Origin of the sequence: Streptomyces sp. NBC_00846, from assembly GCF_045207325.1 — a bacterium.
In the GTDB taxonomy this organism is placed as follows: Bacteria; Actinomycetota; Actinomycetes; order Streptomycetales; family Streptomycetaceae; genus Streptomyces.
The window spans coordinates 1,034,137-1,047,854 of sequence record NZ_CP108846.1; the positions used below are offsets into that span (position 1 = coordinate 1,034,137).

The 13,718-nt window shown below is 69.2% G+C and carries 10 protein-coding genes and 1 pseudogene; 8 read left to right on the top strand and 3 right to left on the bottom strand.

The features are described 5' to 3' along the window. Positions 1-14: 14 nt before the first annotated feature. A complete protein-coding gene (locus tag OG936_RS04755) occupies positions 15-2,126 on the bottom strand; it encodes an AIPR family protein (protein WP_406492764.1) in 2,112 nt (703 codons plus the stop codon). Between the two features lie 88 nt (positions 2,127-2,214). Then, complete coding sequence (locus OG936_RS04760) at positions 2,215-3,564, bottom strand: endonuclease domain-containing protein (protein WP_406492765.1); 1,350 nt, start codon at positions 3,562-3,564, stop codon at positions 2,215-2,217. A 411-nt stretch (positions 3,565-3,975) separates the two neighbouring features. Between OG936_RS04760 and OG936_RS04765 the strand changes: the two genes are divergently transcribed. Beyond that, positions 3,976-4,914: a DUF5655 domain-containing protein gene (locus OG936_RS04765; protein WP_403231045.1), complete on the top strand. Its 939-nt coding sequence runs from the start codon at positions 3,976-3,978 to the stop codon at positions 4,912-4,914. A gap of 96 nt (positions 4,915-5,010) precedes the next feature. Here OG936_RS04765 and OG936_RS04770 read toward each other — a convergent pair whose 3' ends face one another. Then, the gene (locus OG936_RS04770; RefSeq protein WP_403231044.1) at positions 5,011-5,757 is read right to left on the bottom strand and encodes a DNA-methyltransferase; all 747 of its coding nucleotides are present in this window, start codon (positions 5,755-5,757) and stop codon (positions 5,011-5,013) included. A 578-nt stretch (positions 5,758-6,335) separates the two neighbouring features. Between OG936_RS04770 and OG936_RS04775 the strand changes: the two are divergent. The 7 genes and pseudogenes from OG936_RS04775 (at position 6,336) to OG936_RS04805 (ending at position 13,655) form a co-directional block, all read left to right on the top strand. After that, positions 6,336-7,468: pseudogene (locus tag OG936_RS04775) on the top strand (C40 family peptidase). Between the two features lie 90 nt (positions 7,469-7,558). Next, the gene (locus OG936_RS04780; protein ID WP_266621993.1) at positions 7,559-7,867 is read left to right on the top strand and encodes a DUF6112 family protein; all 309 of its coding nucleotides are present in this window, start codon (positions 7,559-7,561) and stop codon (positions 7,865-7,867) included. Further along, positions 7,867-8,556 (top strand): hypothetical protein, encoded by a 690-nt coding sequence (locus OG936_RS04785; protein ID WP_403231042.1) that lies wholly within the window; start codon positions 7,867-7,869, stop codon positions 8,554-8,556. Before OG936_RS04780 ends, OG936_RS04785 begins: the two co-directional genes overlap by 1 nt. A gap of 27 nt (positions 8,557-8,583) precedes the next feature. Then, a complete protein-coding gene (locus OG936_RS04790; RefSeq protein WP_403231041.1) occupies positions 8,584-10,011 on the top strand; it encodes an ATP-binding protein in 1,428 nt (475 codons plus the stop codon). A gap of 144 nt (positions 10,012-10,155) precedes the next feature. Further along, the gene (locus OG936_RS04795; RefSeq protein ID WP_403231040.1) at positions 10,156-11,628 is read left to right on the top strand and encodes an SCO6880 family protein; all 1,473 of its coding nucleotides are present in this window, start codon (positions 10,156-10,158) and stop codon (positions 11,626-11,628) included. Positions 11,629-11,670: 42 nt separating this feature from the next. Next, positions 11,671-12,123, top strand: coding sequence for a DUF6238 family protein (locus tag OG936_RS04800; RefSeq protein ID WP_306104624.1), 453 nt, complete (start codon positions 11,671-11,673; stop codon positions 12,121-12,123). A gap of 26 nt (positions 12,124-12,149) precedes the next feature. Further along, entirely contained in the window at positions 12,150-13,655 is a 1,506-nt protein-coding gene (locus OG936_RS04805; protein WP_399475102.1) for an ATP-binding protein, read from the top strand. Positions 13,656-13,718 lie beyond the last annotated feature (63 nt).

The window sequence follows — 13,718 nt, forward strand, 5'->3', positions numbered from 1 at the left end:
CCCCCTGGCTCCGCTCACGTCTCCGTCGGCTCGTTACCCTCCCGCAGCCGCACCGCCAGCGCCAGCTCGTCCAGCGACCCCTGCCCCGGCACGAACCACCGGATCGTGCCCTGCACCGCGCTGTCTGCCCCGGACGCCTCGAAGCGCATCTTCCGCGCGAGGCCACTGGGCGAGTACCACGCATCGTCGGCGTGCCACTGCAAGGGGCTACGCCCTGCCTCGTTACTCCACGTTGCCTGGGCCCGCCGCGGATCCGCCGCCAGCCACTCAGTCATCTCGCGGCGCTCCGGCTTGCTGTACGGACGAAACTCCAGAACCGTGCCCTCCTCGATCTCGCAGGCGGCGACCAAGGTCGTCACGGCATTCATCTTCCGCCCCTTAGCCTCGGCCGTAGCGACTCGGTAGTCCTCGTTGAGATCCGGAGCCTCCTCCTCGGAGTCGAGCCTGCGCAGGGCCGCACGTACCACTCGCTCGATCCGTTCGGTGTTCCGGACGGCGGCGATGATGTGGCTGGACTTGCCGTACTCGTTATTGATCGCGTCGAGCACCCAGGACAGAGAGTCACGAACCAGGTCGGGCACCTTGGCGAGTTCCACCGCCCAGTCGTTCTCTGGGTCCTCGATGGCCCGGGTGTCCAGACGACGGTAGACGATGTGGGTGACCAGGAGGTCGCCGTAGAAGGCCGCCGCGTCGGCACGCCAGACCAGCCCTTCGCGGAGGGACTGCAGCTGCGCCCGGACCTCGCGGAGGAGCTCGACGCTGCGCCAGACCTTGAAGACGTTCGGTTCGGAGCCGAAGGTCTCCTGGTAGTTGTGGTCCTCCCACAGCCCGGCAAGGTTGTCGTCGCGCTTGGCCACGGCGGCGAGCCGGGCGTTCGGGCTGACGGCAGCGAGCGCCTCGGCGGCCTCGGTGATGGAGCAGCCATGCGCCGAGTCGGGCACCGTCTCGCCGCGCTTCGTGACGTAACTGCGCTTGAGGAGCCTGGCGAAGTCCTCGCGGAGCGTGATCTGGCCGGGGTCGAGGGACTTGAAGTCGCGCTCCTCGATCGGGTTCTGCGTGTTCGTAGTGGTGGTCACCTGGTCACCGAAGCCGGGCGGGCAGTCTTCCAGGGAGATCAGGCGCACAAGGACCCGCCCGTCCTGCGCCGCGCCCGTATCCTCGGTGAAGGCCCGGTAGATGGCACTCACCGTCTGCGCGCCGTTGACAACGCTGACGCCGGACAGCTGGAAGTTGCCCACTTTGCCGGGCAGTGCCCGGCCGATCGGCTGGATCGACTCGCACAGCATGGTGATGCCATTGCTGAAGTACCAGAAGTGCTCCGGCTCCTCCCGCAGAGTCTCCCTGATCTTGGAGTTCACGTCGCTCTCGTCGAGAGAGTCACGGATATTCCGGGCGAAAAGGCCGCGCCGGTGCTCCTCATAGAGATCAGCCAGGTCGGGGACAGTCATGGTGCCGTACATCGCCTTGTACGGCGTCGACTCCTGGCCGAAGCACTCCAACTGCACCTTGGTGTCGATCTTCGGCGCGGCGGACTCACCGAGAATCGCGCGGTGGAAGTCGCGCAGGTCGAGGACCTTGACTTCAACCATGTCTCGGACAACCTGGTTCTGCTCGTCCTGCTTCATCTTGATCAGGTCGCGCACGCCGTCGCTGAGCGGCGCCTCGCGCATCAGGGCGAGCACCAAGGTGATCTTCGGAGTGCCGGAGTCGTAGGCCCGCTCGATGTCCGGGACGAACGGCTGGAAGCGGCGGTTGAACCGGCTGAAGTTCCGGTCGAGCATCAGGTCCAGACCGTGGAACATCTTGTGTACCTCGGCCTCGCCGAAGCCTCCTCTGTTCTGGTCGCTCCACTTCGCCTGCACCAGACAGACCCTGGAGCGCGTGGTTCCTAAGTCCACGGCGATCGAGTCGAGGCCCTGGTCGTCCTGCCCGTCGAAGACTCGTGTGGCGGCGACCCGGTCGCTGCACGGGTGCTCAATCTGCGCGGCGAGCGCGGCCAGACCACGGCTCAGAAGCGCCTGATGGCGATTGGCCTCCGACAGGCGCGCCTGATCCGACATGTCGATGAGGCCGGTGAAACGATCCTCGATCGCCTTGCGGACGTACCCCACGTGCAGTTTGCTCACGATCCACCCCTGTCAACGCCTCAGATCGTCAACACCCTATCGGGGAAGAGTCCTTGAGCTTGACTCTGTCGGGGATCTTGGTGCCTGCTCAGAACAGTTCCAGATCCTCACCGTTGGTGTCCAGGATGACTGGCCGGAACTGGGCGGGGAGGCCGTCCAGGCGGTCCGGGCCGGCCGCGGCGGCCACGGCAGGGGCCGTCTCGGCCAGCCACGCTCGGAATCGCTCGGCGGCAACGCGGTAGGGGACACGCGCCAGGACACGGTGCTCGCCGGAGGGGCAGAAGTCGACGGCGACAGTGAGAAGGCAGGAATGGGGCGCGCTGTAGCTCCCCGACCAGGACACCCGCAGAACGCCGCAGGGCTTGCGCCCTCGGGAGGCGCGGTGGGTCGGGCGCAGTGGTCGGCAGGCGGTGTGGGCGGTCCATGCGGCGAGGTGCGGCAGGGGCAGGGTGGTGCGTGCGCGGCAGCCGGTGCAGCGGTGCCAGTGGCGGAGCCAGGTGTCGGTGTCGGTGTGGAAGAGGCGTGTGTAGTGGTTCGCCACGCGGACGTCGTTGTCGTACAGGTGGTCGGGGCGTTCCTGTGTGTTGCAGGACTGGCAGACGGGGGCGCGGACGTAGCCGTGTTCGTGGCAGTGGTCGAGCACGGTGGCGGGTGCGTTGCGGCAGACGGCACACGCCCACTCGGCCACCTTGCGGGAGGTGTTGGGTTTCCTGCTGAGTACCGAGTACAGCTGGCCTTCCAGCTCTTTGGTGTACGGGCGCAGAGCGGGGGTGAGGGGCTCGGGGTTCGTCTTCTGCCGGCTGCCGGGGTCCGGGGTCTGCCGGGGGTGGGAGCGCGGCTCGGTGGCGGTCGCTGCCACGCTTGCCTGGCGGGACCGCGCGGCCTGCATCCACTGCGTTTCGGCGTGCTCGGCCGCGTCCAGGAGTCTGACCACAGCCCGCGGCAGCCACCATGTGCGCGGCGCCTCGTCGCGGGTCTGCTCCACGAGTATGTGCCGCCAGTCGATCCCCGCCAGGAGGTACGGCCGGCAGGCTTCATGTCGTACTGCCCGCTCAGGGTCGCTCAGCTCCTGCAGTTCCTCCGTGATGCGTCGGCGCCAAGGCAGCGGCGCCCCCTCGTGGGACTCCCACCTCGGCGCCCCACGAAACGGGCCGATGCGGACCAGGTCCTGCCGATCCATCCGGACCGCGTTCAGTTTCCCGGCCGCACGACGCACCTCGGCCTCCGGAACACTCCACTGACCGCTGCTCGCCCTCACCGTCGCGGCCACGTGGCTGCCGAGCAGGACGTGTCCCACCTGAGCTCGGGCAGGAGGGCAGACGAATGCCCCGGTAGCCGTCGGCACGGCGCTGTCGGCCGTCAGACCGACCCACAGAGCATCCGCGGCAACCAGAGTGATCAGGCCGTCCGTGCGGCCGAGCATGAGGCGCTCCGACATACTGACAGGCTAACGGCCGACAACGGAGCCTCGTACGCGATCGATCCTCACGCGCTACGTCCGGGAAGGCCGCCAGAACCCGTTCTGCTTGGCCAGAATGTACTACTGGTTGAATGCCGCCCGTGCCGGAGCTTCCCGAGGCGTCGGCGCTCCCCTTCGCGCTCCGTCGGTCCCGCGTCGGCTTCCCTCAGGCGGTAGCGCCCACCACTGCTGACTACGCAGTGGCTGAGCAGCCGACTTCGAAGTTCAGCAGCAGCACCGGCTGACAGCTCGCGGAGTCGGGACGGTCCGCACTGTTGGGAGTTCCCACAGGCGCAGCCCTCTCTCCGCGTCAGATCCTCTCGTGTCCCGGGAATACTTCGCCCCTCGCCGCGATTGATGTCGGGTTAGGGCAATGCGACGGGGGCTCCTGTGACTGACTTGAAGTTGTTTCGACGTGCGGCAGACGGCCGGGACGTCGAAGTGCAGGGTTCGGCCGTAGCCCTGGAGGTAGAACTGCAGCGGCGGGTCGAGGCAGGGATGGCGTCGATGCTCGGTATCCGCTTCCTGGCCTCGGAGTACCCGACGGGACCGTGGCACCGGGGCCGGATCGACACTCTGGGGTTGGACGAGAACAACGTCCCCGTGCTGATCGAGTACAAGAAGGGCTCGGACAGCGGGGTCCTGTCGCAGGCTGCCTTCTATCTGTCGTGGCTGGACTCGGCACATCACGAGTTCGAAGCCGTGGTCAAGGCGAAGCTGGGCGCCGAGGCAGCCGAATCGATCGACTGGCGGAATCCGCGGATAGTCTGCATCGCGGCAAGTTTCTCGCATCACGACCGGGTAGCGGTGCACCGCCTGTACGAGCGGATCGACTTGGTGCGCTATCGCGTCTTCGACGGCGGGCTGCTGAGCCTGATGTTGATCGAGTCCGCGCCCGGTTCTCCCCGTCCTGCTCCGGCTCTGTGGCGGCGACGGGCGCGGGAAGAGGCGTCCCGCGCCGGCCGCGGCAACGCGAGTCCGTCGGTCCAGGTGAGCCGGGGCGTGGCTCCTGGCTGTCTGCAGGACCTGTACGCGGAGTTGGACGAGGTACTCACGGCGTGGGGCGAGGTCGAGGTTGCTCCGCTCATGCACTACATCGCCTATCGGCAGCTGGTGAATCTCGCCTCGGTGGTCTTCCGGCCAAAGCACGAGGCGATCCTGGTCTACCTCAGACTCGACCCGGACACGGTCGAGCTGGAGGAGGGATTCTCCCGTGACATGCGCGGCGTCGGCCACCTCGGGACCGGGGACCTGGAGGTGCGCATCTCGTCGCCGGCCGACTTGGAGAAGGCCGGCCCGTTGATCCGGCGTGCATTCGAGGCGACATGACGCAAAGAGAAGGGCGGCTGGTGCATCGGGTTCTGGATGCACCAGCCGCCCTTCCACGTCTGTGCGCTGGCGGCTTCGGCCTCTCCACTCTCATCGTCATTCCTCCGGTCCCGCCAGGGTGAAGTCGTCCTTCGTCAGCTCGGCGCGGAGTCGCTGCTCGGCAACGTCGGCGTAATGCTCGGAAAGCTCGACTCCGACAAACCTGCGTCCCTCGCGCAGGGCGGCGACGCCTGTGGAGCCGCTGCCGGTGAAGGGGTCGAGGACGGTGCCGCCTTCGGGGCAGATCTGCACGAGCTGCTGCATGATCTCGATCGGCTTCTGGGTGATGTGCACCCGGTCCTTGCGCGGCTGGGAGGCGACGAAGTGGCCGGGCAGGTAAAGGTCCCGATCCTTGGCCAGACTGCCCTTGACGCCCCAGGTGATGAACTCGGCCGACTGCTTGAACCCGCCCTTGCGTGGGCGGCTGGCGGGCTTGATCCACGGGATCGTGCCGCTCCAGGTCCAGCCCGCCATCTGCAGAGCGTCGGATGTGGTCGGCTCCTGGCGCCAGTCCGAGAAGACGAGGGCCACCGCGTGCTCGGTGGAGGCCCGGTACGCCTCGGTGAGCAGGACGGTGAGCCAGCTCCGATAGCTCCGCTGGTCCCGGTTCTCTCCGGGAAAGTTCTGCAGGTCGTGCGCGGATCCGCTGGTGACGTACTTCGCCCGGGCGGTGCGGCCGGTGCGGTCAGAGCTGGTGCGTCCGCCGGAGTTGTACGGCGGGTCGGTGATGACGGCGTCGACGCTCTCGTCCGGGAGGGACTTCAGCACGGTGAGGGCGTCGCCTCGGTGCAGCGTGTAGCTCATGTGCGGGACCTCTTTCAGTGCGCGGCGGGACTGCACCCGCTCCGTACGGCGTTCAACAGCAGTCGCTTCGAGCGGGGTTGCGCCGGAGGTTAACCGCGAGTTCCGGCCGCACCTAACGAGCCGCTTCACGCACCTGGGTCGGGCCCGGGAGCCGTTTGGTGCGGCCGGAATCCCGGTCTACTGTCTCGCCACATCACCAGGTCGGAACCTCGTTTCGCACCCGTTGACCTGCGCTTATCCGTGTTGTCTCGTTCGGGCGAGCAACGTGGCAATCCCGTTGGCCCTTCTTTCCTGAAGCCGTGAGGAGATCCGGTGTACCGCCTGAGATTACGAGCGCGGCCGGCTGCCGCCCATCAATTGCGACCAGCATCCGGGAGCTACCAACTCCTGTGGCCTGGGCCTGCCCTGTGAGGCGGATTCACATCGGCGTGGTGCCGGCGGCTTTGCACGAGAAGCCGGCACCACGCCTCCTACGAACATCGAGGAGCCGCTGCGATGCAGCATGGACTGATACCCCCGCGTCCCGACCCAACAACGCTGTCCGGCCGGTATCACCGTCTCGGTGAGCGGTGTCTCCGATGAAGAAGACCACCGGAGCCGTCGTCGGTCTCTTCGCGGCCGGTCCGCTACTGCTGGCGGTTCCGATCCTCGCCCTCGGCGCTGGGGCGGCTTCGGCCTCCTGCTCTGCAGGCGGTACACCGCCTGTGGATACCTCGGCCGTCGCCGCTCAGGTGAAGGCGATCCTGGACGGCAGCGGAAAGGAAGCGGTCTCCGTGCCGGGACTGGGTGATCCGGCGGAGCAGGTGCCCAACGCCAAGACGATCCAGGCCACCGGCGTCGCGATGAACGTTCCGGCCCGTGGGCAGGTCGTGGCCCTGGCGACGGCCTTGCAGGAGAGCGGACTGCGGAACCTGACCTACGGCGACCGCGATTCGCTGGGACTGTTCCAGCAGCGTCCGTCGCAGGGGTGGGGCACCGCGAACGAGATCCTCGACCCGGTGCACGCCTCGACCAAGTTCTACGAGGGGCTGAAGAAGGTCTCGGGCTGGCAGTCCCTCTCTGTCACCCAGGCCGCTCAGGCGGTGCAGAGGTCCGGCTTCCCGGAGCTTACGCCAAGTGGGAGCCACTGGCCACCGCGTTGCAGCAGGCGATCGAGCCCCTGCTGCCGAAGGCCGACGGAGCATCAACGGCTCCTTCGCCGTCCGGTTCGGCTAGTCCCACCGGCCTTGCGGGCGGCTGCACGACGGACGGGGACGGCACCGGCTTCGGGACCATTCCGGCGGGCGCGGTGCCTGACGGGTACGAGATTCCCGCGGACGCTCCGCGCGAGGTCCAGACAGCGATCCGCTGGGCACTCGGCCAGCTCGACACCCCGTATCAGTGGGGCGGCAGCTGCACCGACGCCCATGGGCCGGACCCCATGGGCCGGTGCGACTGCTCCTCGCTGATGCAGCAGGCGTACAAGGCTGCCGGGGTCACCCTGACTCGGACGACGTACACGCAGGTCAAGGACGGCAAGTCGATATCGGCCGATGCTCTCCGGCCAGGAGACCTCCTCTTCACCGAGGGGTCGGTCAGCACTCCTGAGCACGTCGGCATGTTCATCGGCCAGGGCCTGATCATTCACGCCCCCCACACCGGTGACGTGGTCCGCATCACGTCCCTCGCGTCCTGGAAGCCGCAGATCCTCGCGGCCCGCCGAGTCGCCTGACCTGCCCTTCCTCCACCCCCCTTCCGCTCTCGCACCGTCGCTCCGCCCGCTCGGGCTTTGACGCGTATTGAATCGAACTGGAGTTCTTACATGTATCTCGCGGACAAGGTCGTCCAGCTCGCCTACGACCCCGGGATCAAGCCGAACGAGGGCGGGCTGCCCGGCCTCGCCGTCCTCAAGCAGGTGATGGGCTCCATCAACCTCTTCGGCATCATCGCCGTGGTCGGCGCGCTCGCCGTCAGTGCGGGCGTGTGGGCGTGGGGCCATCACTCCGGCGGCCACCAGGCCGAGGCCAACGGCAAGAAGGGTGTGCTGGTCAGCGCCGGTGCGGCGCTCCTGTTGGGTGCCGCGAATGGTGTGGTGGCGTTCTTCAGCACGCTGGGGACGCAGGTCCGCTGATGTCCTCCCGCTCCTCGAACCCCGGCGGCGCATCGAGCGTGCGCCGCCGGGCGCTGCTCGGCACCGCCGTCCTGGTGGTGCTCGTCGCCCTGGCCGGTCTGGCCGCCTACCTCACCCGCGACGGCAGGGAACCCGCCAAGCCCCCTGCAACTCAGGCGACTTCGGTCTCCCCCTCTGCCCCGGCCGTTTCGCCGGCCGGGTCGCCGTCGCCGATCACAAGCTCCGCCGCCCTCCCGGTCCCACCGGACACGCACGATCCGATCGCGTTCGGGAAGGCAGCCGCCACAGCTCTGTGGTCCTACGACACCCGCGCGTACTCCCAGGCGGAGTTGCTGACCTCTCTGCACGGGTGGCTGACCACCGAGAGCAAGTACGCCGACCGCGACTCGGTCGACGCGGTCGTTCCCTCGCCCGTGCTGTGGAAGAACATGGCCGTCAACGGCCAGTTCGCCACTGCGACCGTGAACGAGGGGCACTTCCCGGACGCGTTCACCCAGGCCCTTCAGGCGGCCCCCGGGACGATCACGCAGGCGTACGTCTACGCGGTGACCGTCTCCGGCAAGCAGTCGATCGCCTGGAACGGCTCGCCCGCCGGTGGTGCGGAGAACCGCGTCACCACCCTCGCGGTCCAGTGCCGGCCCGACCGTCCCTGCGCCCTGGCCGGCGTCATGCCGTCCGTCGCGCCCTGATCCCCAGCCCGGAAAGGAGGTACCACCATGGGAGTCTGCGACCTTCCGCTGATGGACAAGGTCTGCGGCGCTGTCGACTTCGCCACCAACCCCGCCGGGGCCGTCACCGACGGCATCGGGGCATGGATCGCGAAGTCCATGGGTGAACTGGCCGCCAGCGCGGCTGATCTCGCCGCCAGGACCGTCAACGCGACCACCGCCATCGACCTCAACGCGTCGTGGTTCCGGGAGAACTACGAACTGCTGCTGCCCATCGGGCTCGCGCTGACCGTCGGCACGTTCTGCATCCAGTTGATGCTCGCGGCCTGGCGACGCGACGAGCGAGCCTTGGCCCAGGCAGCGATCGGCACCATGACCGGTGTCCTGTTCAGCTTCTGTGCCATCGCCTTCACCTCCGTCGCCATCACCGTGGTCGACGCCTTGTCCGACGGCCTGTTCCAAGCGGCCAACAGCTCGGTCGACGACGCGATCCGCCGAGTGGTGAAGGTCACTGAGCTGGGGGCGATGTATGGCCTCGGCTGGGGAGTCCCATCCCTGGTCGCCCTCGGATGCGCGATCGGCGCGTTCCTGTACTGGGGCGTCATGGTCGCCCGCAAGGTCGGCGTCCTCGTCATGGTCTCCCTCGCCGTCTTCGCCGGAGCCGGCGGAGGCTGGGAGGTCGCCAAGCGGTGGCGGCGTGGCTGGATCGAGGCCACCGCCACCCTGGTCGTCTCGAAGCTACTGATGACCGTGGTCTTCCTCATCGGCGTCTCGGCGATGGGCAAGTCGGATGCCCACGACGGCATGGCTGCCCTGTCCGACGCGATGGCCGGCATCGTCGTGATGGTCCTGGTCCTGCTGTGCCCGTACGCGACGTACAAGTTCGTCCACTGGGCGAGCGACGGCGGCGGCCATGACGACCTGCACCGCACCGGCGTCGCCGGCATGGCGGTCGCCGCGGGGGCCGCGAAGACCGCGGGCAGCATGGCGATGCGGGTCGGCACCGGCGCAGGCGCCCCTTCGCCGCAGGGTCCGAGCCAGGTACCGGGCGCAGGCACCGACGGTGTCGCCTCCGGCATCAACCCCGCCGGTGGCAACCTCAGCAAGGAGGGCATCGACTCCGGCCCGCCCAAGCCGCAGACCAGCTTTCGCTACGGCGAGGACCCGAACGCCACCGGCGACAAGGGCCGCGCCCTGATCCAGCGCCCTGGCATCCCTCCGCTCATCACCCGGCCCAGCGAGGGCGAACCGGAGGATGCCGAAGGAGGCGCCGCCCCGGGTGCTCAGTTCGCCGGCGTGTCGGCCCCGGTCAGCAGCGTCTCCCGCGCTGGTGTCGCGCTGCCCGCTCCCCCTGCGCCCGGGGGAACGAGCAGCCCTTCCGCACCGTCGCTGCTGCCCACGGGGCCGTCGGCAGCAGGCTCCCCGACGCCGACGAGCTGGGGACAGCAGCCCACCCAGCCGCCCGCGGGTTCCTGACCAACCACCACCGGGGGCGAGCCGCACCCACAGCTCGCCCCCACTCCCCCACACCACCGACCAGCGGAAACGGAGCCTCGCCATGCCCTGCAGAAGAACGCCGCACGCCTCGCCCTCCGCCCGCTCCCACCCTCTGGAACCACCATGTCCGTCAAACCTCAGGCCGAAGCCACCACGGCCACCGTGAAGTTCCCGCACCGCAGCAGGCGCGGCATCCTGCTCGGCCTGACCGCCCCGCAGCTGATCATCGCCGGCCTCGCCGGTCTGCTCCTGCTCGCCGTGATCCTCGCCCGCGGTGTGATCGGCGCTCTTGAACTCATTCCGGTATGGGCCGCCATCGCCCTTCTCGTCTTCGTCCGCCACCGAGGCCGCGCCCTGGCCGACTGGACTCCGATCGTCACCCGATACCTGGTCCGCCGGCTGCGCAAGCAGTTGGTCTGGCTCACCCGCCCCTCGCACCGCCCGGTCCGCGAAGGGCTCCTCCACCTGCCCGGCACAGCGGCCAGCCTGCGCGCGGTCACCGCACCCGACCGCCGCTACGGCGCGGTCCACGACCCGCACACGGGCACGCTGACCGCCGTCGTCAAGGTCTCCTCCCGCGCCTACGCACTACTCGACCCCGGTACGCAGAACGCCAACGTCAACGGCTGGGGGCGCGCGCTGGCCGCACTGGCCCGCACCGGTCAGGTGGCCAGGATCCAGGTGATCGAGCGCACCGTCCCGGACTCCGGCGACGCGCTGCGCCGGTACTGGGAGGAGAACGGCCGGCCCGACACCCCCATGGCCGGTGCGATCTACAGCGAGCTGATCCAGAGCGCGGGCCCGGCCGCGGCACCGCACGAGGCGTACGTCGCCGTGTCGCTGGACGCCAAGGCCGCACGCCGCCTGATCAACCAGGCCGGAGGCGGCCTCACCGGATCCTTCAACGTCCTGGGCCAACTGACCTCGACGTTCGACCAGGCCGCACGGACCGCCGGGCTCAACCCCACGGGTTGGCTCACCGCTCGCGAGATCGCGGCTGTCGTTCGAACCGCGTACGACCCCAAGGCGCTCTCCGCACTGGACCGTTGGTCGGTCAGCGGCCGCCCCGAGGCAGAGCCCGCTGCCGCCGGCCCGGTCGTGGTCGTCGAGAAGGCGGACCACATCGCCACCGACTCGGCCGTCCACGCCACGTACTGGATAGAGAACTGGCCCCGCACCGAAACCTCGGCCGGCTTCCTGCACCAGCTCCTGTTCACCGCCGGGGTACGGCGCACGCTGTCGCTGTCGTACGAGCCGAAGGGTCTGGACGCCGCCCTGCGCGATGTCCAGCGCAGGAAGGCCAGCGTGATCGCGGATGCTGCGGAACGGACGCGGCGTGGGCAGGTCGACTCCGAGGCGGACTCGATCGAGTACCAGGACATCAAGTCCCGTGAACGCCAGCTCATCGCGGGGCACGCGGACGTCGCGTTGACCGGGCTGCTGACCGTCTCGGCCGACTCCGAGGAGGAACTGCGTTCCGCCTGCGCGGTCGTGGAAACCGCAGCCGTCGGCGCGCAGCTCGATCTGCGGCCGCTCACCTGGCAGCAGGCCGAGGCGTTCACCACCGCCGCCATGCCGCTCGCCCGCACCGTCTGAAACCGGCCTTCGTCCCCTTCTCTCCTGTGAAAGAGCGCCCGCATGTCCCGCACCGCCAGTACGACCGCGCAGGACTTCGTGCCCTTCGCCACCGCCGCGCTCGACTTCCACCGCGCGCTCAACATCCCGGGCGGTCCGCTCGTCACCACCCGACCCGAGCTGGACGCCCTGCACGCCCATCTCGTCTCGCTGTACGAACTGCTCGACGCCCACGCCTCCCGCACGGGACAGCTCGTCCCTGTCGAGGGCGACGCCCTCCGTGCTGCCCGCACCAGGGCCTGGCAGGCCGCCGACCACATCCACACCGCCTACCACGCGGCGCCCCGGCCGGACTCCGGCGAAGTGCCCGAACCCGAGGCGTGCCGGGCCGCCCTGCCCGAAGGGGCGCCCGAGCTGACCGTCTGCCAGCGCCACCAGCGCACCGCGCGCCTCGTGCGCCGCCGCACCACCCCTGCCGACCTGCACGCACCGTTCACCGGCCTCGTACGCCACTGACCCCGCCTTCCACTTGGAGAACACTCATGCCCCGCACCCGCGCCAGCGCCTCCCACCTGTTCGTCCCCCGCAAGGCGACCCGTGCCGAGCAGCGGGCCGCCCGAAACGGTTTCGCCGAGGCCCGTCGTCAGGCGCGCCTGGCCGGCGCCGCGCCCAAGCACCGTGCCGCGGAATTGCTCGATCCGGAGCTGCGCCCGGTCTTCCCGTCGTCCGGGCGCCCCGGCTCCTCCTCGGCTCGGGGCGGCAAACTGCGCCTGGCCGCCCACCGGATGACCACCGCCACCGTGTCCGGGGCCTACCCCTTCCTCGCGGAGGGCGGCCTGGGCGCGGAGGGCATCTTCATCGGCCGCGATGTACACGCCGAAGCGGCTTTCTGTTACGACCCGTTCTCGCTGTACAGCAGCGGCAGGATCGAGGGCTTCACGAACCCGAACGCCGTCCTGGCCGGGATCATCGGCATGGGCAAGAGTGCGCTGGCCAAGTCAATAGCCACCCGGGCGATCGCCCACGGCTACCGGGTCTACGTGCCCTGCGATCCCAAGGGAGAGTGGACGGCTGTCTCACAGGCTCTCGGCGGCTACAGCATCGCGCTGGGGCCGGGCCTCCCCGGCAGGCTGAACCCGCTGGATGCTCCGGCCCGGCCCGCGTCGGTGAGCGAGGACGACTGGTCGACCGAGGTCCGAAAGCGCCGTCTCCTGCTCCTGGCCGGCCTCGCTCGTACCGTGCTGAAGCGTGATCTCCTGCCGATGGAGCACACGGCCCTGGACCTCGCGCTCGACCTGGTCGTCGCCGAGGCCGACGCCGGCGGCACGGTGCCCCTGCTCGGCGAGATCGCCCACGCCCTCGGCTCTCCCGAGCGCCTCGACCGGGCCCTCGGCGACCAGGCCGGCCACATGGGGCTTGCCGCACAGGACCTCGCACACGCCCTGCGCCGCCTGGTACACGGCGACCTGAGCGGCATGTTCGACGCCCCGAGCACCGTCGTCTTCGACCCGGCCACCCCGATGCTGTCCATCGACCTCTCCCGCCTCGGCGGCTCCGGCGACGACACCGCCCTCGTCCTCGCCATGACCTGCGCCTCAGCGTGGATGGAATCCGCCCTCACCGACCCGGACGGCGGCCGACGCTGGGTGATCTACGACGAAGCCTGGCGTGTCATGCGGCACGTCGGCCTGCTGGAACGCATGCAGTCACAGTGGAAGCTCTCCCGCGGACTCGGCATCGCCAACCTCATGGTCATCCACCGCCTCAGCGACCTGCTCAGCGCGGGCGATGCCGGCTCACGCGGCCGGGTGCTGGCCGAGGGCCTCCTCGCCGACTGCTCCACCCGCATCATCTACCGCCAGGAACCCGACCAACTCACAGCCGCCGCCTCGCTCCTCGGCCTGACCGGCGTCGAGACCCAGGCCGTGTCCGCCCTGACCAAGGGACGGGGCCTGTGGAAGGTCGCAGGCCGCTCCTTCATCACGCAGCACATCCTGCACCCGGCCGAGCGCAAACTGTTCGACACCGACGCCCGCATGTCGGCATAAGCCCGTGGGTTCGTCAATTCTGAAGCATCGAGCGGGTGGAACTCATCGGGCGTGTGTGCCGGA